This is a genomic window from Pseudoalteromonas luteoviolacea (assembly GCF_021654285.1).
Taxonomy (GTDB): domain Bacteria; phylum Pseudomonadota; class Gammaproteobacteria; order Enterobacterales; family Alteromonadaceae; genus Pseudoalteromonas; species Pseudoalteromonas luteoviolacea_J.
Genome location: NZ_JAKFZS010000051.1, coordinates 1 through 25,502, shown reverse-complemented (window position 1 = coordinate 25,502; position 25,502 = coordinate 1). Strand labels below are relative to the sequence as shown.

Below are 25,502 nucleotides of genomic sequence, written 5' to 3'. Positions count from 1 at the left end.
AACTTATTTGTAGTAGCTCATATCTAATCTGACATTTATAACTTATTAATTCGATCAAATCGTACAGTTGATTAGGTCTGCTATGAGCGAAAAGCAGATTGTCGTTCTAGCTCGTTTTTAGACATAAACGTGTTAGAGATGAGGGGCAGCCTTTGCCAGATAAAGTCGCTCACAACGCTTAGCTAACAGGCAAAATTAAATAAGCTAAAATCGAGCGAAGCGACGAGCTTATTTAATTTTGTCCTAGTTGAGCGCCTTGTTAGAAGCAAATTACACCATTACAACTTTTCTGAAAATCTCAGACCTTGTTACTCTAGCTTTTCGATTGTTAGTTCCAGCATACATGTAGCCGTAATACACACCAAAATCGTTATCTTTTGTATGCTTGTTTTGCAGTATATTTTCTTCAAATGTTTCTAAGTTCTTTTTAAAATCAGGTGAGATGCTATTAGCCATACAAATTTCTACTATTAGCGTAAAGAAGTTAGATTTTCTGAACCAAATTGAATCGATATTGAGATCCAAAGATTTTACAATTGAAATTGCATTTAAAACCACTGATTTTATTTTATGGTGATTTGGATATTCTTCGTTAAATTCAGCAACACATTTCTCAAGTTCACTATCTCTGTGATAGTAACCACCGCGTTCCAGCGTAGACATAACTTGAAGGAAGAAGTGCACATCTGCCATACGTGTAAATTCGGAGTCGTGGAAAACTCCAAATTCTTCAAGCTCTATATCGCTAGCCAATTCTTTTGCGGTTTGAATGAATTTCCCATCATAGATAGCATTTTGAATCTCAATATCTGACAATTTAAACTTAGTTAAGTTTATTCTTCTAAATATCTCCCTAACTAAAGATTCTTCAACTTTACCAATATCTCGCACGACAATTTGATATGAGAGAAATTCTTCACGTTCACCTTCATCTAAATCGTCAAACTTTTTAACAATACTCAACGGTTTATCAAATGAGTCTTCAATGTAATTTTTTATAGTAGTGAGTCGTTGCTGGCCATCTATAACTTTTTGGCTTGTTCTAAGCTTCTTTGTATCTGTTTTCCCTTGGCACACATATATTTCTGGAAATGGAAAGCCATTTAAGATGGTGTCTAAAAACTGCTCTTGATGCTCATGCGTCCATACAAACTTCCGCTGAAAATCAGGAGACAAATCAAGCTTACCATCTTCTATTTTTTCATAAATATCAGCAATTGTTGGATTTGTTACTGATGGTTTCATTTGATATGCCATTATTTATTCCTTAATTTTCGACTATTTCTAACATCAATCAAGCCGCTCACAATATAATCTTCAAGGTGTTCATAGCTCTGAAAAACACCTGCATTTACTTTATAATTACCAACTTCAGATTTTCCATATGATAAGCTTTGAAAAAAGTTAAACCAATCATTTTTAAAGGTTTTCATTTGGAAAGAAATGGGGAGTTTGTCTGGCCTTATCCAACCTAAGGCTACATATTCTAGAAACTGGTGATACATTTCTAATTCACTTTCTCGAACAACAGCTCTCGCCTTACGAAATGACATTTGGTATTTGGAAATATCCCTCATGATATTTTCAAATAAATTCGGTGATATTATTGCCACATCAATGTCAGAGTCATAATCAAACTCCTTAAGCTTGAAAGGGCTAAAACCTAATTTTCCAGATCCGGTGATATAAATTTCGTGAAAAGGTATGTTGAACTTCTGGGCTATTCTTTTCCTGAATTCATAAAAGTCATCATCTCTTCCATTAAATACATGAGGAGTTCCATGAAGAACAAACTTACGACAAAAATCATACTGCTTCTCAATCGTATCTTGTTCTTTTAATTGCTCCATAAAACTTTCGAGATGCACTACTTCTCCTTTTGCTTCTAACGCCGTTGTAACCGGCACATAATAGTTGGCTAAAATTTGTGAGGCACGAACAAAGCCAACTGTTATTTGTCCGCGTTGACGACCTTGTTAGGTATTCATATACACGATTGCGCCAAATAAAATTATTGCTGATGCAAAGAAAATAGCAGTACTTATTGTGCTTTTCTTTTCTTGATAGGACAGCTCAAGTTCATGGACTGTTATTCCATTTGGTACTGTTTTATGAGCCTTAACAGCTGCACCCTTTTGTCCGTTTTCAGGCATTTCAATACTAACAATTAAAAACGAGCCTTCTTTATGTAATTCCTTGTCGTATCCCTCTATATTTTTTAGCGGCAAAAAACCTTGCCTTTCTGCGCCGAAGTCTACAAATGCTGCCTCTAATGTAGGTTCGACTCTAGTTATTATTGCCTTAAAAAAGCTACCTTTTTTGAATAACTCTACAGAATTCAATTTTACTCCCTGAATACCTAACATTTTTATCTACGACAAATGTCGCATAACAACGGCGTAATGTCTGCAGCATAACAACAGCCATTTATATACGTACATTAATACCCTCAACCATAACAATAAGTTAAGCCGATGTCACCAAATTAGAAATGGTTAAAATACGTCACTTGTCGCATAACAGTGATATGTGACAAATACTGATAACTGTATATATACATATAAATAAAACAAAATGGGGTTATGTGTAAAACCATGCTCATCTGTATAAAGAAAGATATGTATCCAAAGGCTCTTCAACTACCCAGCACTTAAGAGTACCTTCAATTGATAAACCTAATGGGTTGAGAGGAGTACATATTCTGTCAAGAGGCACTAGAGAACTTTCGATCTGATATTCAAAAGTGTAATCGTCTGTTTGATATATAAATTTATTCCCTCGCAAGCTACCTAACTCGTCATCGTGCGGCATAAAATAACGGGTGACTATATGAACTTCGTCGTCGTTTTCTTCAACTGACTGCGAAACAACATGGGCATGCCCTTCATAACATTCAAATATTAGCTCTGTAAATTCATATTCTTTGATAACATCAGTCACATTGATGGGACGAAAATAAATGTACGGATGACAAAGTACATTTTCATTAGTTCTAAAAACAACACTTAGTTCGTCATGAGACACTTTCTCATATAAACTTTTCTTGAAGACTAAATGTTGGTCAAAGTATATAACTTTGCACAAAACATCATTCATTAATGCAACCTCTCTTTAACTTATTGACAAATTCAAACTAGATTTTACACATGACGCCCGCAACACCGGGCAGTTTGGAGCACAGCGGAAAATTGCTCCGTTTGATTGCGCTTGTTAGCAGTTTTTACTCTGCTTTTGACAATGTTATTTCTCGATCTAGTACTGAGAAATCCCAAGAACCAAAGTTCTCTCGGAATTTGAACCCGTCTAAATCTTCTTCCCAAACTACATTAGAATTCCTTTCAGACCAAGTAACACCATATTGCAAAGCATTACCTTCAGGTGTACAGAGTAGTTTTTTTTCAGCTCCACTGTTAAAAGTCTTTGAGGTTGTTATAGTACTGTTCGCCTTACAATCAACTATAAAATATACATAAGCTCCAAGACTATAATCTTCATGTTTATATGCATAGATAACATATTTATCTTTTACATAAGTCTTGCGAAGATAGGTTTTTTTAGCTTTTTCATCATATCTTATTTGAATACGACCATATTTGTCATACCACTCCCAATCAGCTGAAGTCCCATATTTCAGTTCTGCTTTTAATTTCTCTGCTCTTTCATATTGTTCATAACCTAAAAACGAACCTATTCCTACAATCATTAATAGAGCAAGCCACCCTATAAATTTTAATATTTTAATTAATACTGACTTCATGAACTCTGAGTACTCTGAAACTGCTAACAATTTAATATCGACCCATTGGGTCGTTTTTCTACCGAGCCAAGGATCATTCTTATCATTGTACCAGTTCTATCAAAATAACTAACTTGTTGCTAAAGATATATTTTTTATCAATATAGAAATTATGGAAAAAATAAAAACGACCCAATGGTTCGTTTTCTTGACTATAGGAGAAACACAGAATAACTGGACATAAGAACAGTGCTTTTGAAATAATTTTCTAATGGCCGCTTCTCGCCCAGAGGCACTACTCTAAACACGTTTTGGGGCAGAAACGAGTAAATCATTGCTCTGGTTTATTGGTTTTTGAAACCCTAATCTCATCTAGGGCGCTATCAAATCCGTTAGCAAAGTTCCATTTAAAGCTTTCACGTATTTCATTACGCAGTTGCTGCTTCTTATCGTCTTCATCTTCTTTACTCGCCTCGATTTGCAGCGCTAAATCATCTAAAGACACAGCATCAGCGCCAGTAGTCTCGCCCTGCCACTGCTGCCATACATCACTTCTTTGTGACGCATTCGTCTGTTGCAACATATTAACTGCATCATTGACGAACTCGAGTCCTTGCTGGCTATGCAATTTGAACATATCACCCATCATGGCTGTGCGCTGCGTATCAGAATCTGTATTGTAGGTGTAATAAAGTTTAACCACGTTTTCATCATCAATATCACTGCCCTCCTTTGCATGATAAAAAGACGTAAACGCTAATTTGTCTGACTGAGTGCCAAAAAAGCTAAATAGCGCATCCGTGTGCGCATGTTCTTCACTTAATAATGTAAATAGATTTTCTTTGTCCTTGTCAGACACCAGCGCGGCCATATCCAAAATACCGCGTGTCGCCAAATAGCTTCTTCCCTCTATACCCTGTTTCAACTGGGCAAGTTCATCCATTGAGAACGCTTGAGCCGCATGGGTTAAATCTTCTATCATCTTTGCACCAAGCGGTTCTTGTGTGATAAACGCATGTGTAGGGTGCGCCTGATCAGGTTTATATAAACGCTTATCTTCTGTAGTGCCCCACATAACTCCAACAGGGTAGCGGTTGCTAAGTGCCCTAGCAGCTAACTCTTGTTCTCCTAAATCAAATACAGACTTGGTTAAATCCAGGGTCACTGCCAATTTATCATCTGATAAAGCGCTGAGATTGTTAATATAATCACTGACTGGCTCTTGGCCGCTCTGCTGCTGAGACACATATTGCTTTGACAGTGCAAAGGCGCTGTCTATCACTGTTTCAATTTGCTGGTCAGTGAGTTTATCAGCCAACGTTAAAAATGACTCATCCACAGGCAAGTAACGCAGCTTAGTTTGATGTGAGGATGACATTCTCTCAAAGATTGCCATAAATTCCTCCACCTGCGCTTGTGATGACAAACCACTATAACTTGTCACCTCACCGGATTCATTGCGCTGTGCGCCTCCAGATAAATCCGCGGCACCTTGAATAAACGCAGGTTTGCTTAAAAGTGGATGGCGATTGATAGCTTGCTTTGACAAAGACACCGTGTCCACACTCACAGCGCTATTGTGTGGTTTGTCTAAAGAAGAGGTCACTGGTACAGAGGCGTAACTCAATACACCATTTGCAGACGATACTTTCATAATAATCCTTATTATTCAATCATCTTAGAGTATCGGCAAGCGGCTAGAATACTTAATAGAAAATCGTAACGTTTACATTAGTTTCGCTGTACAGGTGCTTCAACTTGCTCACTGAGTACAGCTGACCACTTATGTTTTATCCTCGTCATGGTGCCGTTTTCTGTGATCCGCTGCCTGCCCAAATCAAACTGTTTTAAAAGTTTTTTTGCCATTGGGTTGCCGTATGACGCAGCGATAAACTCTTTATTGCTATCAAACATGGGGAGTTTGACAATTTCATTCTCTAAATTATGTTGCTGCAATACAATATCCCAGACCCCTTCGTATCCAGCAAAGCCATGCACACGTTTACTTTTTAACATTTCAAAGCCCTGAAAGATTTCACCAACATCATACTTTTTAATGTCCGTTGCTTGAGCCCATTTAGCACCGTAATTAAAGCCACGCATTTGTGCAATGGTTTTACCATCAAACGTAGCGAGCGAGTCCCACTCAATAGGTTGCTCTTTTAACACATATATACGGTAATAAACTGTATTAACATACTCTTTTGAATATCGATATATCTTAAGGCGTTCTTCGCTGATGCTAACGGGGAATATCAAATCAACACGGCCATTATCGAGATAAGTCAGTGCTCTGGCCCAGGGCACAACCCATAGCTCCACGGTATAACCCATTTCATGAAAACTCTCACGGACGACATCCCACGCAAAGCCTTTAAATACAGGGCTGTCTTCACCCGGTGCTACTCGCACAACATGCGTATCACCATTATCTAAAAAACCAAATGGCGCATAATCAGGTAAGGTAATAACCGAAACAGTCTTAAGCGCAGCATGGCAAGCAAAACCAACGGTTAAACATACAACTGTCAATGCTCGCAACAATAGGACCATTTTGCCGCCTAAATAAATCGCTCTTATAAAAAGCTTAGTTAAGTTCGCCATGTATGACAAAACAAATATCGACAGAATAAGCGTCTTTTAAAGTTATAAAATACAGCCTTTAGTATTAAATTAACCTTTAAAAACCCTTCATTATGTACTAGTTATATCTAGGCCTTGTACACTAGTTCAGGCAAAGCTTGATCTTAAGCCTCTCTCACGCACAACAATAATAAAACTTAATGGGGATACAATGCGGTTGAAAATGTATATTTTTACACTGACTCTGATAATAAATTCGTCGCTCGCCATTGCGACAGCACATGTCGATTATCGATTGCCAACTCATGTCCAGCTAAAGCACCAGTCAGTAAACTTACAAATCGACCCCAGTAACCGCACTTTTTCAGGCTCGACTGAACTCAACCTGATACTCGAAATACCCACTAAATCGCTCGCATATCACAGTAAAGGCCTTGATATCACACAAGTCTCACTTATTTATCAAGGTAAAAAGTGGCCACTCAATATAACAAAGCCAAATCAGTACGAAATTGTCACCCATGCATTACCCATAGAAATCAAAGGCGATGCAACGCTTAAAATAAAATACCGAGCTGCAATATCTGACCATGTGGAGGGATTGTATCGAGTTCAAAATGACAAAGGTCAAGTGTATTTACTATCACAGTTCCAATCGATGGAAGCGCGCAGAGTATTTCCAACACTGGATGAACCAGATAAAAAAGCGACATTTAGCTTTAACGTTACAGCACCAAAATCATATACGGTACTTCACAATACCCAAGCAAGCTCTGTCACGTACGAGGGTGATACAAAAGTCACTCAGTTCAATAAAACTCCAAAAATGAATACCGATATCCTTGCACTGGCAGTCGGTCAATTTGCACAGCAGAAACTAACTAAAAGCAATCTCAACGCCATGGTATACAGCCCTGTGAGTCATAAAGCTATGTTGCCTCCTTATTTTGATAAAGTTGTCGTAGATTCCGTCTCCTTTATCGAAGATTATTTACAAAGCCCCTTCCCTTTCCAAAGGCTCGACTTTGTAATAGGCAATTTTGGTGGCATTGCAGCGATGGAAAATCTCGGTTTAGTGGCATTAAATGAAAATCAAGTCCCCACTTCAGATGCAACTTTGCGTGCACATTGTCAGTTTAAAAAGCTCATTGCCCATGAAATCGCCCATAGTTGGTTTGGCAACGACATAACCATGGCATGGTACGATGATTATTGGCTTAATGAATCTTTTACTGAGTTTATCGCCGCGAAGGTGGTTAAGAGCCTCTATCCAGACACTGCTTCTTGCACACATGTGCCGCAAGCAAGGGCATTCAATGACGATAACCAGCATGCAATTCCACTGATTTTTGATGTTAAAACACGTGAAGATACAGTGGCATATGGTCAACTTTATTACACCAAAGGCCGCGCTATTTTAGAAATGCTTGAACAAGCTTATGGCGCTGAAGCACTGCAACAGCGTTTACAACTTTACGTGAAAAAATTTGCCGGTAAAAATGTCAGTACGGACCAGTTTTTAGCCCTATTACCCGAGACTAAACTACAAAACATGATCACCAGTTTCACCCAAAACACCGGCTACCCACTGGTAACCATTTCCAAAAGAGGTGATCATTATGTATTAGCACAAAACGATTTATTAGATAGAAACGATATGCTCTGGACAGTTCCAGTATCACTAAAGTTATGGGATGGAAAACAAGTCTCCACACAAAAGCTGATATTAGAAGGCGCTGAACTTAAGATTACCCTCCCCGCCAACGTCCAAAGCATATTCCTAGATACAAATGGTGCTGGCTATTTTCGTTATATTGATGGTACAGGGCTTAAAGAGTTTCCTTTTGACAAGCTCAGTCCATCCGAGCAGGCCTCCTATCGGGATAATCAACAATCTATGGCAATCAGTGGCCACATTGAATACATGGCGTATATTGACAGTGTGGTGCGGGAATTAAACCAACTGCCACTAGACTCAGAACAGGCCAATACACTCATCAACGAATTGCACTACGTATTTATTGACCATATACAGCTTGGCCATCAACAGCCATTCGCTCGCTATTTAAGTGCACAGATCACGCACCAACCAGACTGGGAGACTCTGCTTAAAAAGCCATATGGTGGAGACGTATTACAGTTTTTTGGCCTTTACTTAAAAGCACCTGATGCAATAAAAACAGCAAAAGAGTATTACTACAGGCCAAATAGTCAGCAGCACCCGCATTTAGATAAAATGATTGCCGTGCTTGCAAGCAGCACAACCAATGCTCAGTACCAACAGTTAGTCACACAGTTTAAGCAAATGCCCAGTCAGGTAAAAGACAGCATGTTACCAGCACTGGGATATGTGAATAATGCCGAGAAAGTGAAACTGTACTATGACTTACTTCTTAGCGATGCGACAAAAGGCATGGTCATCGACGTGAACTTTCAATATCCGGCTTTCAATCCTGCTCTCAGAGTCATTGCTGCCGATTTAATCGCAAAAAGAAAAGATAAAATCATTGCTCGAATTACGCCGGCTTCATTACAGTGGTTTCCATATAGCTTCATTACATCCTGCTCTAAGGCGCAGCAGCAGGCTGTCAGCAAGTTATTTAATACTTGGTTGCACATTGAGGGACTCGAAGAAAAGCTGAACGTCGTCATGCATAATATTGAGCAATGCACCAAACGCTCAAAAAAGATAAGCCAGAGCATTGCATCAATACACTAAATACAAAGAGCTGAATTCAGCTCTTTTTATTTATCCAAAAGTGCGCGCTTTTTGATAGGCAGCCCGTGCTTGAACACGAGTTAAATAAGCTTGAATATGGGGTCGATTTTCCAGTAGCTTTAAGCTGCCTGCTATTTCTAGTGAAATCGTCATCATGATATCTGCAGCACTAAACTCATCACCTGCAAAATACGCTCGCTTAGCCAAGGTCTCATCAATGTAACCAAGATCTAAACTCAATTCTTTCGCAATATATCCATCTAATGGCGCGTCACCCGAACGAGTTTCCATTTGCATCAACAAGTAGGTGATCACTGGCAGCCCGAGCGAGCCTTCTGCAAAATGCAGCCACTCTAAGTACGCATAGTAAGTATCGTCGTCTTTAGCGGGACGAAGCAAACCTTCATTATTTTGATCTAGAATGTACTCCAATACGGCACCTGACTCACACAATACGTGACCATTATGTTCAATCACAGGGGCTTTATTTAGTGGGTGTACTTCACCTAAACTAGGCGGTGCTAACTTGGTACTTTCATCTCTTTGATGATGCACAACCTCAAAAGGCATTTTGAGCTCTTCAAGCAACCAAATAACCCGTGTCGAGCGAGACTCATTCAAATGGTGAACGGTAATCATTACTTAGCTCCTTACCCAGTCAGTTTATTCACAAGTAACTCGCCGACTGCGTGCGCACTGGCCGGGTTTTGCCCTGTGATCACTCTCTCGTCTTCTATTGTAAAGCTCTGCCAAGGCTGTACTTTATTAAACTGCGCCGCCAATCTTGTTAGTGACTCTTCTAACAAAAATGGAATGTCGTTAATGGTGCCAAAATCGACTTCTTCTTCTCGCGTGAATGACGTGACTTTTTTGTCTGCCAGTAACGCTTTGCCATTACTTAACGTGATAGGCAATAAAGCCGCCGGCCCATGACATACCGCCGCAATCAAACCACCCGATTCATAGTGTTTTGCTGCCAAACTACTCATAGTTGTGTCTGTGGCTAAATCGCTTAACAAACCAAAACCACCTGGGTAAAAAATAGCGTCATAATCATCTATGTTTACGTCAATAATCGGTTGCGTATTGTCAACTTTTTGCATGAATGCCGTATCTGCCAGAATATCACTATTTACTTGGTCACCTTCTGCATCTGTGCCGTATAACGGCGCTTTACCGCCTTTGAGTGACACAATATCAAACTCAATGTGATTGGCATTGAGCACTGCAACAACGTGAGTGAGTTCAGGAGCATACGTTCCGTTAGGCTGATCAGTATCTCCTAACGTGGCATGATTAGTGACTGGGATCAGAACTTTTTTCATCTCTACTGTCCTTTGGCTTAAGTTATCTTGATTAGTACTGTATATTTTTTCCAAATAAATGATAATTAGCTAAATCAGTGAAACTCTTTTGCTATTTAGCAAAAATAGTTCTCTCATTTATCAAATTTAAACTTAAGAGTAGGCGTTTTTTTAATGGATAGCTTTGATGGTGTTTTTGAATTTGTAGCGGTTGCTGAAAGCGGCGGGTTCTCATCAGCTGCAAAAGTACTAAATTGCAGCACCAGCCATATCAGTCGACAAATTTCTCGACTCGAGCAACGTGTAGGCTGTAGCCTGTTTGCCAGAACAACAAGACAAATCAACCTCACAGAAAATGGCGTCTTTTATTATCAGCAATGCAAGCAGCTGATCACTGGCTTGCAACAAGCCAATGAGCAACTCGCACAGCAACAATTTAATTTAAGCGGCACTTTACGCGTCAGTGCCGCAGGCGGTTTTGCTGAAAATTACATCGCCCCTGCACTGATGGCATTTGCCAAGCTTCACCCTGAACTGTCCATCGAAATCGACTTTAACAGCCGTATGGTTAATTTTGTTGAAGATGGCATCGACTTCGCCATTCGCTATGGTGAGCTCCATGACTCAAATTTAATTGCTCGCAAGCTCATCAGCCGCTCAATGATGGCTGTGGCAAGCCCCGAATACTTAGCCAAAAACGGGACACCCAGTCACCCGTCTGAGCTTAAACACCATAACTGTATTATTGCTAATAACGATACATGGTCATTTTTAGTGGATGGCACAAAGCAAGGGTACAAGGTAAAGGGAAACTGGCGCAGCAACAATGCGAACGTTGTAGTGTCTGCTTGCATGCAAGGGCTTGGTATCGCCTATATGCCAGAACGTACTTTTGACAGCGCCATTGAGGCAGGGCAACTGACGCCTATTTTAAAGCCATTTTGGAGTTCGGGCGCAACGAGTTGGATTGTATATCAAAACCGTCAATTTCAGCCGCTACGTGCGCGTTTGGCCATCGACTATTTACTGCAACATTTTCAAGACTTTTGATCAACCATGCTCTAATTAAGCTGTTATAAAGTGTAATGTTTTTTCTTGGCACTCAGGATTACTATCAAAGACGATATTAACCCATACTCATCACGTATCAAGCGTGTTTAAGGAGAAAGTCGATGTGTACTCGAGTGCTAAATAACCTCAATCGCAAGTACATTGCAACAGCTAGAAACATGGACTGGATGTTCCCTTTACCTACTAGCTTATTTACCTTTGATAAAGGCCTAAACAAAATAGGCATGCCCATTTCTGATAACAAAAAAGATAACGAAAAAGCGCTAAAATGGTGCTCAAAATATGCCAGTGTCGTTGCTATGGTCGGTGACGAGCAAAGTGGCTGGGCGTCTTCTGATGGCATGAACTCTATGGGTCTGGCCGCAAACGTACTCTACGATTGCAATGCCACCTATGCGAAAGACCAGCCTTGCAAAGAAGGACAACTGAGCGTGCTGCGTTGGGTGCAATATGTTTTAGATAATTTCGTTTTTGTAAAAGAAGTTGTCAGCGAATTCGAGCAACAAAAAATTGAGTTGGTGTCAGCAGATGTGCCAAACAGTGACGGCAAACCTGCAACATTACACCTATCTGTATCGGATGTAACAGGTAACTCTGCCATCATCGAAGTGTACAACGGTCAGTTTTACATTCACAGCAAAGATGACTATGTCGTGATGACCAACGACCCAAGTTATGACCAGCAATTAAAAATTGATGCATATTGGAAGTGGCAATGGTCAGATGAAAATATTGCCGCCAGTCACACCATACCGGGTGGACCATTTTCTGCGGACAGATTTGAACGCGCATTATTCTATATTAGCCATATGAATGCCCCGACCAGCCATGACGAAGCTCTAGCTCAAGCAAAATCAGTTGTGGCGAATGCCTGTGTACCGCTTGGGTATAATGTGCAAATGACTGAAAGCCCAAACATTTCCAATACGCTTTGGACAACGTTAGTCAATCACAGCGAGCAAAAATATTACTTTAGTAATGCTCGCACCGCCAATACCATTTGGGTAGACCTACATACATTTGATTTTAATGAGCCAGTAAAGCGTTTAGATATGGTCACCATCAGCTCAGACAATCAGGTCATCAATAATAGCTATGAAGGTCAAGTCAACGAGCTACTTACACCTGTGCTCGACCCATACAGCCCCAACTTATTCATCCCAGATGAGATATGCCGTATTGGTGCCTAACTCATATGCGCTCAGCATCGGATCCAACCGATGCTGAGTAACAGCCGCTCTCCTTTCTCTACCCTAGACACAGAATGTATACAGCGATCAGGTCGAAACAGCTTTACTCTGTCAGATTCATAAAGTGGCGACTGACACACAAACTCGCCACCTTTGTTAGCTTTTTTCAATACGAGATTCAATCTAAAGTGACGGCCTGAAGAGACTTCATCAACATGCTTAGGCACTTCACAGCCTTCTGGGAACTTAAGTAAATAAACATCAAACTTAACAGGCCAATGTGCGCCCATAAGCAGCATTTTATGATAGCCAGATTTTTGTCGACCAACTTGCCACTTGAATAGCTGCTTTAACATTATTTACTCCTTGCAGGTTAATCCAGAAAGTACAACATAAATTACCCTAAAAGACAGGGCTTGAGAAGCTTGAAATGTACAGCAAACGAGAAGGTAGATAGAGAAAAAGAGCCCATCTAACAATGGGCTCCAAACAATAAATTTAGAACGAATAAGTGACTCTTGCACCGATTTCACGAGGATCGCCTAAATCCACACGAGAATCGCCATTAGACGCTTGTATCTGGCCCCAATCTCTATAGTGCTTATCAAGCGCGTTTTTCGCATACGCTTCAAACTTCAGGTCATCCATTTGATAACCAGCATTGACACTCATCAATGTAATCGCTTTCACTTTATTGGTATTTGCCGCGTCCGCATATACATCGCCGGTGTAACTTACATTCGTCGTAAAGAAGTAGCCACTTTGTGCAAAATATCTCATGCCAACCACAGCAGTGTGCTCTGGCGCATTGGCAAATTGATTACCTGATAAGTCATCACCACGGACATTTAATTCTTTGTATTTAGTTTTCGAAATCGAGCCACCTAAGAAGATGTCTAGCTCATCCGTCACTGCATAATCAAATGATACCTCTACCCCAGATAGCTCAGAAGCACCGGCATTGACTACCATTTGGAATGCGTCATTACTGGTGTTTGGCTCTGGCACAGACACTTGTTGGTCTTCCCAATCGGCATAATACATGTTTGCATTAAGCACACCGTCACCATCTAGCACAACTGCACGTACTGCAAATTCGTAATTCCAAAGCTCTTCAGAATCGAATTCATTGATACCATTGAGCAGTAACATCTCGGTACCGCCAGAACGATAGCTCTTCTTCACAAAGAAGCTCGTAGACACATCATCATTCCAGCTGTAAGTTACGCCAGCATGCGGCAGAAAATTTGAAAAATCCGTCTCTGCAACAGAGCGCGGTGTATTTGTTGCAAGCGCACTTAATTGAACATTCGCAAGCGTAATCACTTGGTTCAATGTCATACCAGTACCTGGCAACTCAAAACTGCCTCGCGGATCGCCCTCTACAAAAGTATCTGCTAAACCAGCATCAGACTTTGCAGTGTTTTGAGAGATAACCGTTTGCGTTTCTTTGTCATAACGCGCACCAACCGTGAACATCCAATTGTCATCAAACTTATATTCCCATTCGGTAAAAATGGCTTGGTTCTCTATTTCAACGTCACTTTGACCATCTGAATAAAGATCCCAATGCTGTGGAAAAATACCTTCAGCCAAGAATAACTGTGGATTCGGTTGAGTCAGTAAACCACTTAACGCCCCCGTTGCTGGCATCTTAGTAACGCTTGACTCAAAAATATTGAACAGGCTGACAAGATCAAAATGATTATCCGAAATATTGCGACGAATACCGTCTACTTTACTGATGTAAATACCAGTACTACCTCTAAGATTATCACCCGTATAGTTAAATCTTAGCTCTTGAGAGAAGTTTTTATCTTCATCGTTACGCGTGATAATGCCACCAAACTCTTCAACTGTTTGCTTCGTTTGGTCAATGTCATCAATGCGGATCCGCTTACTATTTTGATAAGCGCTGATACTGTTCAAATCCCACTCGTCATTAATGTTGTAATCAACTTTAAACGATAAGATATCTGCTTCAATATCATGGCGAGACGCTTCGTTACTGGTCGAGATACGCGCTTTTGCATCATAGTCATGATCGTTTACACGCCACTCACCAAAACCGCTGTCAGTACGCTGATAACTTAAGATCATGCGTAGATCGTCATTTGGCTCAATCAATAACTTAGCGCGGATTGACTGATCTTCATCATAGCCATAATCATCTTCGCCACGTGTTACGTTTTCAATGAAGCCATCAGCGCTAGAATCTTCAATCGCGACTCTCAGTGCGACAACATTATCAATGATATTGACGTTTGCAACGCCTTTAAGTTCTTGTCTACCATAATTACCAAAGCCGACACTCACAACACCTTCATTGGCATAAACAGGATCTTTGGAATTAATAACAACGGCACCTGCCAAAGCATTTCGACCAATATTGGTAGATTGCGGCCCGCGCAAAACTTCAACCTGCTCGATGTCCCACAATTGGCTTGCACCTTCGCCTTTTGCCCAACCGGACAAAGTTACCCCATCGAAAACAACAGAGGCTAGCTCTGCACGATTTGGTTGTGTAGGTGAGCCACTATTTACACCACGGATAGTAAAACTGAACGCGTCACCGACAACACCCGGTGTTAACTGAAATACATCAGATACATCCGTTAAGTTGTTTTTTTCGATTGCAACATCAGTAAATACTGCAACACTTTCTTTCGTGTCTTGTAGTGAGTTTTGTATCTTCTGACCTGTTACAGTGACCACTTCGATTTTAGATGACTGCTGAGATTCAGTATGATTATGTGCGAGCGTAGAAGCAGAAAAAAGCCCAGCAAGACAAGCTGCTATGGCCGTTTTTTTCAGGGTTGAAGTCATGATAGTTCCAATATAATAATTGTTGTTAAGAAAAGCGCGCAAGTATTGTATTGAAAACCACACAAATAGCAATAACAATAATTATCATTAACAACACAATTATCATACCTAACATTAATGTTCTCGGCTAATATTCAACCACCGATGTTAAAACCTGGTTCCCAAATTAAATACAGTCCTTTTTTAATCCCACTAAACTGAATAAAAATTTAGCCTTATTTCACGCAATTAAATTCGGAGAAATAAATTAAGATCTTCGTTGGTAATTCGATAATATGATGCATATGCTTGTTTACATCAGTTAAGTCGACCTACTTAATTAACCTTTTATTGTAAGTCCCACAGTACAGCACATGTGTTTAACTACATGAACCATGTTGTGACGCTTCTTTTGCTCTTAAGGTCTGTGAGTCAATGACTAAACGTGAGGATTCTTAATCACAAAGCCGCGTTCAGTCCCTGAGATAAAGCCTACTTTTTCATATACCCCGTGGGCGGCAGTTCGAGTTTCACCAGACAACAACATGACTTTATAACACCCTTGCTGCCAAGCCAGCTCAACAGCAGCCTCTATGACCTTTTCACTCAGTCCTCTGCGCCGAAATTGCGCCCCAGTAATAACATGCTCAATAACGGCAAACGGCCGCACACCATTAGTTAGTGTCGTTACTATCGCCAGCTGGCAGGTGGATGCTATCTCACCGTCTAATTCAGCAACAATAAAGTGGTTATTTTCATCATGCTCAATGATTTTCCAACCTGATATTAAAGCATCATGAGACGCTTCTGGATCATGAGGCCTGAGCTCTTTAAACAGCTTTACTAAACCAGTTAAGTCAGATTGCGTTGCCACGCGGATAATCGCCATTTTACTCACTCCTTTTAAGTCGTCTCAATTGCCTTATTAATCTGCATTTTATAGTGTCATAAGTTGCAAGCGATTGACTACTCTAATACCACTATCTCATTTTTACTGGACGCCAAGTGTGAAAATAACACATCGCCAGTTTTGGGATTGAAATCTGAGAATATATCGATATTTCTTGGCCCTTCATACAGCACAGTTTTTACTTGAGTTTGCATATTAACCTGCCAAATTTTGCCATTTCTTGAAGCAGCAAAAATCAGCTCACCTTGCACATCGAGAAGTTGATTTAAACCTAATGTTGCCGTATCAATCAGCGAGCTCAAATCAGAACCATGATTCACATAAATGTTGCCATTTTCATTGAGTATATAAAGCTGCTTCTGACTACCAACTCGAGCACTGTTCACTTTATTAGCTGTAAACAAGCTATATTCATGGCTACTGTAATCATACAAAACCAGTTTAAACGCGTCATTCACGACCGCTTTTAGTAACACGCGGTTTTCACTCAGCGCCTGATAAACGTCAACAATTTCAAACGGGGTCGCAATACTTGTATGCTCTCCGTTTAAATCCAATAAATGCAACGAATGTCCCGCTGCGGCAATGATTACACTGGCGTTTTGTGACCAAACAAAATCTTGTAAATAGTGGTTTTTAGTAAACTGACTAAGCTGTAAAGGCATGACGTCTGATGCTCGCTCTTTTGCCGCCAGCCATACTTGCCTCGACCCACTGCGATCAGAGATAAATGCAATATGCTCCCCATTTGGTTGCAACTTCGCACTAAACTCGTTTTGAGTACTGCGCGCAAAGCTTGTTGGCTCAGAATGATGAATATTGCCAAACCCAAGGTCGTAATCAAACGCCCCCATAGAGGCGACTAAAGTATGGCCATTAGGGTGAAACTTGGGTGTGTAAATATGCTCGGCCATTGGCAGGGTGTAAGCATGAAACCGCCCCTTCATATCAACTTTGTACAAACCGTTATTTGCAGCGGTGATCAGTGACTCTTCACTCGGATGCCAACTCAGCTGCCAAAACTTAGCGTATTTGTGTTGGGGGTTTGGCTCAAGTTCAATGCGATTTTGTGCCTGTGTCTCCATGTCTATCGTAACCAAGCTAAATCGATTGATGGCATCGCGCTCTGATATCGCAATCTTATTTTGCATATATCCATAATCAAGAAAATAAAGCGTTTTATCTTCCGGCTTGTAAAGAACGCTTACCTTATTATCTTTTAACGACAAGATACCAACGTGTTCTTCCTCAGTTCCTCTATTAATAAATGCAATTTTGTCATCTGCTATCCATACTGGAGAATCATAATCGTTACCATCACAGGCTAGCAAACGCCGAGATTGCTGCGCTTGTGTTTTCGCCACTGAAAACGACAATGCACGAAGTTCACTACAGCCGGTCAACTGCTGCGTTTGCTGGCACGCTGCAACACTTGAAAAAACCACTTGCTGACCATCTGGCGACCAACTTGGCGCACCGTAGTAACCAACTTCTTTGGTTAATCGGTACTCTCGATTGGTTTTTCGGTCTTTCGCCCATAGTTCATTCTGACAACCACCTAAATGACGTTGAAAAATAATATAGCGGCCATCGGGTGAAAAGCTGGGTTTGATCTCTCTGTAGTCTGTTGCGGTTATCGCCTCAAGCTTATTGATCCTAAGCACACGCTCTGCGTTATTCATCGGTGGCATTAACTGCCAAGTAAGTAGACTAACAACCAATAAAATCGCGACTCCCAACCCCCATTTTTTGAACGAAGATCCAGCTGTGCTTTCTGATAGGGCTTGTTTGCTTGGACACGCATTCATTAATAAGTCGTTTTTTACGGCTCGTTTAGTCCATTGCACACTTGGTATTAGACTATAACCAATTTTTGGGTGAGTCATAATTAAGGCTTGCGTTTTGACATCATCATTGAGTACTTTGCGTAACTGTGCAATACAGCGTTGGATGGCATTTGGGCCAACAACCATGTTTGGCCATATCTGCGCTAAAAATTGCTCATGTGTGACAACCTCGCCTTGATGCTCTGCCAAAAGAGCCAACACTTGCAAGACTTTTGGCTCGACACTATGTACTTTGCCGTCAACACGAATTTGAGAGCGGTACATATCTACGTGGAACTCATTAATGTAAAACTCTTTCAAAGCAAGGCTCTCTCTAACTCAATCATATCCCTAACCGCTAGCCAACCTGATCCCAATGCGGCCCAATACCGACCATTTTTTAACACGCTTGTACCTCTATGTCATCATTTTTGCGCCATAAATTCTTAACCGAATAATCAATAACCCCATGATAAAAATATAAATATTTTTCCACAGCAAAGCATCAGCCTCCCTTCATTGCACTGTTAAACATCATATTGAAAATAGTGGCAACGAGATAACATAGAGGACACATCTTTGAGAAATACATTCTTCAAACTGGCAATGATGGCATCACTCGTGATCGCACCTTGGGTCAAAGCACATGCTAATTACTCACACAAAAAACTAAGCGACAATGTACATATTTTGACAAAACATTGGAAAACCATGAATTTAGGATTTGGCGTCGTCGTAGGCAAAGATGGATTGTTATTGATCAACAGCATGGTTGCCTATGATGTGAAAAACTTTGAAGCTGAGCTAGAAAAGATATCCCCTTTACCCGTTAAATACGTTATCAACAGTAACTATGATGGTAACAATACCCAACTAAATAAACACTTTGCAGACAAAGGGGCCACCATTATCTCGCACAAAGCGTTGAAATATCGCGATGTTTACACCCAAATGCTCATTGGAGATGAGTTTAGTATGTATTTTGGCGGGCAAAATATACGGACGATCAAAAGTGAGGGGCATTCGTATGGCCAGATAAATATTCTACTAGAGGAAGCTAATGTCTTGTTTACCGCCGATAGTTTTAGGCATGATTGGCTCACTTATCTAGGTCCTAAAGGTTTAAATGGTCACATAAATGGCCTGCAAAAAACACTCAATTTCATCGACGAAAACACGGTTATCGTTCCCGGTGGCACCTATAAAAGCGAGCAGCTTTTTAACAAGGAACATTTTGTGGAGCAAATACAGTACAGTCATGCCCTCAAAAGCTTAGTGACCGAGTTAGTAAATCAGGGATTAACCCCTGAAAAAATCGCACAACACAAGCAAATTACTTCGTTTTTTAAGACCCACTTTCCTAACCGAGCATTTAACCCGATCCATCGAATTCGTGCCATCACACACTTTATACAAACGACTCCGTACGAGCTGAATAAACACGATAAAAGTGCCTTACTTGGTTTTTACAACACTCAGCAAGGACACATTTTTGAACTCATTCCTCAAGGAGAGACCATCATTGCAAGAAGTGAAAATCACTTTATTTTCAGCCTCAAAGCAATATCACAAAACACACTCAGGTTATTAGATGGTGAGGAAGGCGAAACATTTCAAATCGTGCGTAATGAAATGGGAAAGATCACCGCCTTAAAACCCGAGCTAAACGACAGCTGGAAAAGTAAGTATATCGGCGAACAAGCTTGGATTAAGAGCAACAAATAGTATTTATTTGAACACCCAATTCCCAGGTAAGCTTATTTAAGCTTACCTAAACAACCTAATATATTGTTCTGCAAATCTACTCGTCTACGCTGCGTATATAATCCTGCTGCTTTTGTCCCCAATCACACAGCATATCAATAATTGGCCTAAGTTCGTCTGACAATGGCGTGCTTTGATACTCTACTCGTGGAGGCACTTCCGGATAAACAGTGCGAGTCACCAAACCATCACTTTCAAGCTCTCTTAATTGTTGAGTCAGCATCTTTTGCGTTATCTTTGGGATCCGCTTTCTCAGCTCTCCAAATCTCAATATACTATCACGTAAATGGTATAAAATAATCACCTTCCACTTACCTCCAATCACGTTCATTACAGAAGTCATAGGGCATGCCTGTGAATTATTTTCAAATTCTTCTTTTTCTAACCCATTGTTTTTAGACATAAGTTACCTCCAAGGAACTAGCTTACAAATTTGTGCTTACTTGAACCCAGCAGCACCACAGCCCTATAGTATACAAAAGTAACTAACACATAGTAAGCATACTTTTAGCTCTAAATGATATATAGCAAGAGTAATAGCTTACAAACTGAATATGTGTCACATCTTATTTAAACTGGAAATCACGATCATGAAACATCTTCTTTTTTCACTAGGCTCTTTATTTTTGGCAAGCACAGTCAATGCTTACACTCCTGAGTTTATTTACAAACCAGCTTCGGCACTTGAGCTTTCACTACCAAACCAGAAGGTGACAGGCACACATAGAGACCGCTTTGTAAAACCTTATGAAGTTCAACGCTTAACTAAAAATATTTATTGGATATCAGTTGCCAATTATAACGTCACGGCTGTTGTTGGGAACAAGAGTGTCATGTTAATAGACGCGCCCCATGGGACGGGCAAAAACTTGCTTCAAGCTATTAAATCTTTCACAGATAAACCTTTAAGCACCATTGTTTACTCGCATGCTCACGCTGATCATGTTGGTGACTCTCATGTGATCGCGAAGCAACTCGCACCAAAACAATTAAATATATTAAGCTCAACAGAAGTAAAGAACGCATTAGAAACGCATAAAGTTACTTTACCGTTAAAAGTGACACACACTTTCGATAATACCCTTAAGTTTGAAGGTCATACGATTCAAGTGCATGACAATTTTAATGGCCATACACCTGACAATACTGTCTTTATTTTAGAAGAACACGGCCGTAAAGTGATTCATGCCATCGACCTTGTTCATCCAGATCAACTCGAATTTAGAAGTTTTTCAAATGTAGAAGATGCCATTGCCTATAAAAATGATATAGACACATTAATGGCTCTAGATTGGGATGTGATGGTGACTGGCCACAGTAATCTAGGTTACAAAGCGGATGTGCAATTTGTACAAGACTATATCATCGATGTGCAAAACTTTATCCGTCAGGGACTAGAAAAAACAGATTTTTCCAAACACTTTAAAGGCGAATCACCTTTCACATGGTATGCAGGATACACCAATGAAATTATAGATTTTGCCCATAAGAAAATGGCTGAGAAGTATCGTAAAGGCCGAGAGGAAGAATTTGATATTGTGGCTTATTCACACGTTAGAGTGATGTTTTGGGCTATGTTTGCAAGAGCTTTGTAATACATCTGTGTTTAAAAGATAGAGGTCGACACTTTGCCTCTATCTTTTTCGACGACCCCAGTACTGTTAACACTTCTGGCCCATCAAGCCTTCACCTCGTATAACTCCAGTGGTAACCCATCAGGGTCTTGGAAAAAGGTAAAGCGCTGATGTGTATATTCATCCACTCTAACTGGCTCAGTTAGAACATTATGTGCATGTAAATGCGCAATCACAGCATCTATGTCTTCAACTTGAAATGCCAAATGGCGCAGCCCTGCGGCCTCAGGTCGGCTGGGTCGTTTAGGTGGACTAGGAAATGAAAACAGCTCTATTTGACGAGCATCGGGTAATACAAGGTCCAATTTATAAGAGTCTCTTTGTTCACGATAGTTTTCAGCCAGTACTTTGCAGCCAAGTACCTCTGTGTAAAAAGCCTTAGAAACTGCATAGTCAGTGCAAATAATTGCTATATGATGAATACCCTTAAGCATACTTAACCACCACTAAAAATTTAATATCTGTCATAAAGGGGGGACAACAAACTAGGTTACGTCTAACAAGAAAGTTGCTTTAGATTATAAATGAGTTAAACGTTACTTTCAGGTAAAAGTACATATGGGAGTAATCACGCTACTTTAATAAACCTAAAAGTTAACTCCAACATCTGCCCTCCTCGCTCTCTACAACTACGTATCCCATCGCGATAAAAAAGCTAAAAATCAATTAAAGTACATTTAAGGATAGCTATACCAATAAATATATTAATAAAAAACAGATGAAATTATGACATGCCATAGAATTAAAATGATATAAAAAATAGAAAAATAAAAACGGCAATATATTGATAAGATGAGATATAAAAATAAAAATCCGTTTAAAAAAGATAAAATATCGCTTTTAAAAAAGCGCATTTTTAATCAATAAATTCCAATCGAATAAAAAATAACATTTTACACTCCCATCAATGTATGTAACAAAATAAATCAAAAAGGAGGTCTATTTTACCTGAAGTATTTACACTACCCGCTCACAATTAAAGGAGATAAAATGTTAAAAAAACTAATAACAACAAGCATGCTACTAGCACTTGGCTCAGTAACACTCCCCTTGTATGCGCACACTAGTTCAACAGATAGTGTCAGCTCATCGCAACACATGTATAAAGACTATTCCGTCTATTTTGCCAATGAAGAGCAAAGGATTGAGTATGCAAGAAAATACCATGGGCAAATTGTCGATACCTTACACAACGCGCTTATTGTTTCGCTCAGCGAAAAAGAGTTTTTATCCGCTCGCTCCTCCGGCGCCATCATTTTAGAACACACGCCACCTCAACCGATAAACCGTGCAGCAAAAGCATTGGTTAAAGCCAGTCAAAATACACCAACCCCGACCCAAGTATCTGGGATCCCTGATTTTCCGTGTTATCCAACGCTTGAAGAAACATATGAACTTGCCGAACAACTCGCTGAAAAATATCCAAACTTTGTCGAGTTAAAGCATATCGGACAGTCATGGAAAAAAGAACAAGGTCTGGGCGGCCACGACCTCACAGTACTGGTGATCAAAAATAAAAAAAGAAACAAAAATAAAAAGCTCCCCACCATGTACATGCAGGGCGCTCTGCATGCCAGAGAATATACGGCAGGTGCAACAACCATCAAGTTTGCACAGCACCTCTTAGAAAATAGACGCACACACCCAGACATCAAGTGGATTTTAAACCAGCGTGAAATCCATATTTTACTTATAGCCAACCCTGACGGCCGAAAATATGCAGAGCTTGGTAAACGTTGGCGAAAGAACACCAACACCGCCTATTGCGCCACGAACGAAGAGCAAATAGGCGCAGACTTAAATCGTAATTTCGACTTTGCTTGGAACTCAACACCCTATTCCTCAGATGAACAATGCTCCAATACATACCAAGGTCCAGTAGCAGCATCAGAACCAGAGACACAAGTTATACAAAGCTATATCAACAGTATTTTTGAAGATAATCGTGGAGAGCTAGATACAGATGCGGCACCGCTGGATACCGCTGGGCTATTTTTAGATATTCATAGTTATGGCGGTATGATCATGTGGCCATGGTCACACTTGCGCACTCCTGCACCCAACTCAGCGGGTTTATCCATGTTAGGACATCGACTGGCTGCCTATAATGGCTATGAGGCGTTTCAGGTCGGCAACCGCTTTCATGTTGGCGGTTCTGCCGGAGGCTATGCCTATGGCCAATTAGGTGTTGCATCTTTTACCTATGAATTAGGAAGCGAGTTTTTTGAGCACTGTGGCAACTTTGAAGGTGAAATCTTCCCCAACACATTAAAGTCCCTGATCTACGCAGCAAAAGTTGCAAAAGCGCCTTATAAAATATCTGGCGGACCTCAAATACTTGATTATAAATTAGAAGGAGCCGGCAATGTGGCAGTACCACCAGGTACCCCGATCACTTTAACCGCAGGGATTTATGATGACTTTTTTGGTTACTCATTTTATGCACCGTTGCCACCAAGCCAAGCTATCAAAAAAGTTAAACTGATAATTAAAAAGCAAGGCGAAGGCGTTGTACAAAGGCTTAAACTCCCTGCTGCCGATGGTATTTATGACTCACCGCAAGAACGGTTAAACTACGCACTCGATACAAGTGACTGGGATGATGGTCGTTACACTTTAATACTTAAAGCTCAAGATGTTACCGGCCAATGGGGTGTTAAATCTGCGAAATACTTGACGATTGACGATGACGCAAGTGCACAAAATCAAGCGCCAGTTGCCGATTTTACACCGACTTGCACTTATGGTACTTGCCAATTTGACGCATCAAAAAGTACTGATGATAAACCCGGCTTAAAGTACCGTTGGTTTATTGGCGCTGAAACATCCCGTGAAGAGTACTCAGGTGAAAAGATAGAATATGTTCATGAACTGGCAGGCACTTATTACGTCACGCTTGTGGTAGAAGATGCCAATGATATCTCAGCCGTGAAACATGCTGTATTCGACTTGGATGGTAAAAATTTGCCAATTGCCAACTTTGCTTATCAGTGCAGCGGCCTCACGTGTGAATTTGATTCATCTGGTGCTTCAGATCCTGACGGTCACATTGTTGAAAGATTATGGCGCTTCGGTATCGATGCTAACTATATACCGGGTAATGTGAAGGAGACCTTTACCTTCCCAGCAGCAGGGCAATACAGGGTGGCATTTGTAGTTCGAGACAATGACGGGCTATACAATGAAACCTTTCAATTTATCACCGTAAATTAAAACAACGATATAATGCTCAGCAACCAGATGCTGCTGAGCATTATAATATCGGTCATTACTTGGCCAACATCATTTCTTTAGCCACAATCGCAGCGGAATACATAAACATCGTAGAGACAATACGCTCATCTTTAATCACTGCTTTTTTATCTTTCATCGTGGTTTTGTTTTGTGCAATCGCACCATTTTTATTTAATTGCTCTTCAACTAAGAATGGCAATAAGGTCCCTTGCTTTGCCCAGCTTTTACGTCGCTCAGTCGAATTTGGAAAGCCCCAACTTTTTTACCTTTAATCATAAACTCACCTGAAGACAACTTTACATTTGAAAATGCACCAGCACCATGTCCCGCTGAGCCAACAATGCCACCCGCCTCATAAATATCGGCGATGATTTTTTGCAAATCTTTATTGCTTGCTACGTCAAATAATGGGCCGTAGCCACCACCTATATACACACCCCAATATTGGCTTGGGTCAATTTGAGATGGATTCAAAGTATTATTGGTTTTTTCAGTAAAGCCTTCATATTTCATGGTATAGGCACTGATACCGTAAGCTTCCATTTGAAACTCGACTTTACCGCCTTTTGGGGAGACAAAATCAACATCAACTCCATGACTTACAAAAACATGATATGGCGGTGCCACTTCCCATAAATTGTTTCTTGCATCGCTTTTATCGGGATCTCCCATATGCACCAAATTAGACGTGATAATCAGTACCTTTTTTCTATCGTCAGCCAATAA

22 protein-coding genes and 1 pseudogene are annotated in these 25,502 nt (G+C 40.4%); 6 read left to right on the top strand and 17 right to left on the bottom strand.

Annotation, left to right across the window (positions count from 1 at the left end; all coding sequences use genetic code 11):
• Positions 1-270 precede the first annotated feature (270 nt).
• From L1077_RS26075 to L1077_RS26045, 7 genes are all read right to left on the bottom strand, one after another.
• The gene (locus tag L1077_RS26075) at positions 271-1,257 is read right to left on the bottom strand and encodes a DUF262 domain-containing protein (RefSeq protein ID WP_237139687.1); all 987 of its coding nucleotides are present in this window, start codon (positions 1,255-1,257) and stop codon (positions 271-273) included.
• Positions 1,257-1,907: a hypothetical protein gene (locus L1077_RS26070; protein WP_237139686.1), complete on the bottom strand. Its 651-nt coding sequence runs from the start codon at positions 1,905-1,907 to the stop codon at positions 1,257-1,259. Before L1077_RS26070 ends, L1077_RS26075 begins: the two co-directional genes overlap by 1 nt.
• A gap of 69 nt (positions 1,908-1,976) precedes the next feature.
• Complete coding sequence (locus L1077_RS27670) at positions 1,977-2,342, bottom strand: S1 RNA-binding domain-containing protein (RefSeq protein WP_343222326.1); 366 nt, start codon at positions 2,340-2,342, stop codon at positions 1,977-1,979.
• Positions 2,343-2,598: 256 nt separating this feature from the next.
• Positions 2,599-3,096 carry a hypothetical protein gene (locus L1077_RS26060; protein WP_211037487.1) on the bottom strand — a complete coding sequence of 166 codons (498 nt, stop codon included), beginning with the start codon at positions 3,094-3,096 and terminating at the stop codon, positions 2,599-2,601.
• A 124-nt stretch (positions 3,097-3,220) separates the two neighbouring features.
• Entirely contained in the window at positions 3,221-3,757 is a 537-nt protein-coding gene (locus tag L1077_RS26055; RefSeq protein WP_237139685.1) for a hypothetical protein, read from the bottom strand.
• A gap of 310 nt (positions 3,758-4,067) precedes the next feature.
• On the bottom strand, positions 4,068-5,390 hold the full coding sequence (locus L1077_RS26050; RefSeq protein WP_237139684.1) for a hypothetical protein: 1,323 nt from the start codon (positions 5,388-5,390) through the stop codon (positions 4,068-4,070).
• A 77-nt stretch (positions 5,391-5,467) separates the two neighbouring features.
• Positions 5,468-6,289: a substrate-binding periplasmic protein gene (locus L1077_RS26045; protein ID WP_237139683.1), complete on the bottom strand. Its 822-nt coding sequence runs from the start codon at positions 6,287-6,289 to the stop codon at positions 5,468-5,470.
• Between the two features lie 241 nt (positions 6,290-6,530).
• On the opposite strand from L1077_RS26045, the gene L1077_RS26040 reads away from it, so the two are divergent.
• Positions 6,531-9,038: a M1 family metallopeptidase gene (locus L1077_RS26040; RefSeq protein WP_237139682.1), complete on the top strand. Its 2,508-nt coding sequence runs from the start codon at positions 6,531-6,533 to the stop codon at positions 9,036-9,038.
• 30 nt (positions 9,039-9,068) lie between these two features.
• Here the strand turns inward: L1077_RS26040 and L1077_RS26035 are convergent, their stop codons facing one another.
• Together L1077_RS26035 and L1077_RS26030 are read right to left on the bottom strand one after the other, a co-directional pair.
• The gene (locus L1077_RS26035; RefSeq protein WP_237139681.1) at positions 9,069-9,677 is read right to left on the bottom strand and encodes a glutathione S-transferase family protein; all 609 of its coding nucleotides are present in this window, start codon (positions 9,675-9,677) and stop codon (positions 9,069-9,071) included.
• A gap of 11 nt (positions 9,678-9,688) precedes the next feature.
• Complete coding sequence (locus L1077_RS26030) at positions 9,689-10,363, bottom strand: type 1 glutamine amidotransferase domain-containing protein (protein WP_063363218.1); 675 nt, start codon at positions 10,361-10,363, stop codon at positions 9,689-9,691.
• Positions 10,364-10,516: 153 nt separating this feature from the next.
• Here L1077_RS26030 and L1077_RS26025 point away from each other — a divergent pair, with 153 nt between their 5' ends.
• Together L1077_RS26025 and L1077_RS26020 are read left to right on the top strand one after the other, a co-directional pair.
• Positions 10,517-11,392, top strand: a complete 876-nt coding sequence (locus tag L1077_RS26025) for a LysR family transcriptional regulator (protein WP_211037484.1) — start codon at positions 10,517-10,519, stop codon at positions 11,390-11,392.
• 122 nt (positions 11,393-11,514) lie between these two features.
• The gene (locus tag L1077_RS26020; protein WP_237139680.1) at positions 11,515-12,603 is read left to right on the top strand and encodes a linear amide C-N hydrolase; all 1,089 of its coding nucleotides are present in this window, start codon (positions 11,515-11,517) and stop codon (positions 12,601-12,603) included.
• 11 nt (positions 12,604-12,614) lie between these two features.
• Here the strand turns inward: L1077_RS26020 and L1077_RS26015 are convergent, their stop codons facing one another.
• From L1077_RS26015 to L1077_RS26000, 4 genes are all read right to left on the bottom strand, one after another.
• Positions 12,615-12,959: a 2OG-Fe(II) oxygenase gene (locus L1077_RS26015; RefSeq protein WP_237139679.1), complete on the bottom strand. Its 345-nt coding sequence runs from the start codon at positions 12,957-12,959 to the stop codon at positions 12,615-12,617.
• A 142-nt stretch (positions 12,960-13,101) separates the two neighbouring features.
• Positions 13,102-15,429 (bottom strand): TonB-dependent receptor, encoded by a 2,328-nt coding sequence (locus tag L1077_RS26010; protein WP_237139678.1) that lies wholly within the window; start codon positions 15,427-15,429, stop codon positions 13,102-13,104.
• 418 nt (positions 15,430-15,847) lie between these two features.
• A complete protein-coding gene (locus tag L1077_RS26005; RefSeq protein ID WP_237139677.1) occupies positions 15,848-16,297 on the bottom strand; it encodes a GNAT family N-acetyltransferase in 450 nt (149 codons plus the stop codon).
• Positions 16,298-16,374: 77 nt separating this feature from the next.
• Positions 16,375-18,465 (bottom strand): winged helix-turn-helix domain-containing protein, encoded by a 2,091-nt coding sequence (locus tag L1077_RS26000; protein WP_237139676.1) that lies wholly within the window; start codon positions 18,463-18,465, stop codon positions 16,375-16,377.
• Between the two features lie 258 nt (positions 18,466-18,723).
• Here L1077_RS26000 and L1077_RS25995 point away from each other — a divergent pair, with 258 nt between their 5' ends.
• Positions 18,724-19,869: a hypothetical protein gene (locus tag L1077_RS25995; RefSeq protein WP_237139675.1), complete on the top strand. Its 1,146-nt coding sequence runs from the start codon at positions 18,724-18,726 to the stop codon at positions 19,867-19,869.
• A 76-nt stretch (positions 19,870-19,945) separates the two neighbouring features.
• Here the strand turns inward: L1077_RS25995 and L1077_RS25990 are convergent, their stop codons facing one another.
• Positions 19,946-20,311: a winged helix-turn-helix transcriptional regulator gene (locus L1077_RS25990; RefSeq protein ID WP_275424254.1), complete on the bottom strand. Its 366-nt coding sequence runs from the start codon at positions 20,309-20,311 to the stop codon at positions 19,946-19,948.
• Positions 20,312-20,498: 187 nt separating this feature from the next.
• Between L1077_RS25990 and L1077_RS25985 the strand changes: the two genes are divergently transcribed.
• Positions 20,499-21,503 (top strand): MBL fold metallo-hydrolase, encoded by a 1,005-nt coding sequence (locus tag L1077_RS25985; RefSeq protein WP_237139674.1) that lies wholly within the window; start codon positions 20,499-20,501, stop codon positions 21,501-21,503.
• An 83-nt stretch (positions 21,504-21,586) separates the two neighbouring features.
• On the opposite strand, the gene gloA2 is transcribed toward L1077_RS25985, so the two are convergent.
• Positions 21,587-21,976, bottom strand: coding sequence for an SMU1112c/YaeR family gloxylase I-like metalloprotein (gloA2, locus tag L1077_RS25980; protein ID WP_237139673.1), 390 nt, complete (start codon positions 21,974-21,976; stop codon positions 21,587-21,589).
• Positions 21,977-22,532: 556 nt separating this feature from the next.
• Between gloA2 and L1077_RS25975 the strand changes: the two genes are divergently transcribed.
• Positions 22,533-24,755, top strand: coding sequence for a M14 family zinc carboxypeptidase (locus L1077_RS25975; protein WP_237139672.1), 2,223 nt, complete (start codon positions 22,533-22,535; stop codon positions 24,753-24,755).
• Between the two features lie 55 nt (positions 24,756-24,810).
• On the opposite strand, the gene L1077_RS25970 is transcribed toward L1077_RS25975, so the two are convergent.
• Both L1077_RS25970 and L1077_RS25965 read right to left on the bottom strand, forming a co-directional pair.
• Entirely contained in the window at positions 24,811-24,975 is a 165-nt protein-coding gene (locus L1077_RS25970; RefSeq protein WP_237139671.1) for a hypothetical protein, read from the bottom strand.
• Positions 24,963-25,502 (bottom strand): annotated as a pseudogene (locus L1077_RS25965) (type 1 glutamine amidotransferase domain-containing protein); the annotation flags it as partial. The pseudogene L1077_RS25965 and the gene L1077_RS25970, both read right to left, overlap by 13 nt.

What these genes read in the sequence shown, in the direction of transcription:
- L1077_RS26075 (WP_237139687.1), bottom strand. Translation starts at nt 1,257, where the DNA reads ATGGCATATCAAATGAAACCATCAGTAACAAATCCAACAATTGCTGAT.
- L1077_RS26060 (WP_211037487.1), bottom strand. Translation starts at nt 3,096, where the DNA reads ATGAATGATGTTTTGTGCAAAGTTATATACTTTGACCAACATTTAGTC.
- L1077_RS26055 (WP_237139685.1), bottom strand. Translation starts at nt 3,757, where the DNA reads ATGAAGTCAGTATTAATTAAAATATTAAAATTTATAGGGTGGCTTGCT.
- L1077_RS26050 (WP_237139684.1), bottom strand. Translation starts at nt 5,390, where the DNA reads ATGAAAGTATCGTCTGCAAATGGTGTATTGAGTTACGCCTCTGTACCA.
- L1077_RS26045 (WP_237139683.1), bottom strand. Translation starts at nt 6,289, where the DNA reads ATGGTCCTATTGTTGCGAGCATTGACAGTTGTATGTTTAACCGTTGGT.
- L1077_RS26040 (WP_237139682.1), top strand. Translation starts at nt 6,531, where the DNA reads ATGCGGTTGAAAATGTATATTTTTACACTGACTCTGATAATAAATTCG.
- L1077_RS26035 (WP_237139681.1), bottom strand. Translation starts at nt 9,677, where the DNA reads ATGATTACCGTTCACCATTTGAATGAGTCTCGCTCGACACGGGTTATT.
- L1077_RS26030 (WP_063363218.1), bottom strand. Translation starts at nt 10,363, where the DNA reads ATGAAAAAAGTTCTGATCCCAGTCACTAATCATGCCACGTTAGGAGAT.
- L1077_RS26025 (WP_211037484.1), top strand. Translation starts at nt 10,517, where the DNA reads ATGGATAGCTTTGATGGTGTTTTTGAATTTGTAGCGGTTGCTGAAAGC.
- L1077_RS26020 (WP_237139680.1), top strand. Translation starts at nt 11,515, where the DNA reads ATGTGTACTCGAGTGCTAAATAACCTCAATCGCAAGTACATTGCAACA.
- L1077_RS26015 (WP_237139679.1), bottom strand. Translation starts at nt 12,959, where the DNA reads ATGTTAAAGCAGCTATTCAAGTGGCAAGTTGGTCGACAAAAATCTGGC.
- L1077_RS26010 (WP_237139678.1), bottom strand. Translation starts at nt 15,429, where the DNA reads ATGACTTCAACCCTGAAAAAAACGGCCATAGCAGCTTGTCTTGCTGGG.
- L1077_RS26005 (WP_237139677.1), bottom strand. Translation starts at nt 16,297, where the DNA reads ATGGCGATTATCCGCGTGGCAACGCAATCTGACTTAACTGGTTTAGTA.
- L1077_RS25990 (WP_275424254.1), bottom strand. Translation starts at nt 20,311, where the DNA reads ATGTCTAAAAACAATGGGTTAGAAAAAGAAGAATTTGAAAATAATTCA.
- L1077_RS25985 (WP_237139674.1), top strand. Translation starts at nt 20,499, where the DNA reads ATGAAACATCTTCTTTTTTCACTAGGCTCTTTATTTTTGGCAAGCACA.
- gloA2 (WP_237139673.1), bottom strand. Translation starts at nt 21,976, where the DNA reads ATGCTTAAGGGTATTCATCATATAGCAATTATTTGCACTGACTATGCA.
- L1077_RS25975 (WP_237139672.1), top strand. Translation starts at nt 22,533, where the DNA reads ATGTTAAAAAAACTAATAACAACAAGCATGCTACTAGCACTTGGCTCA.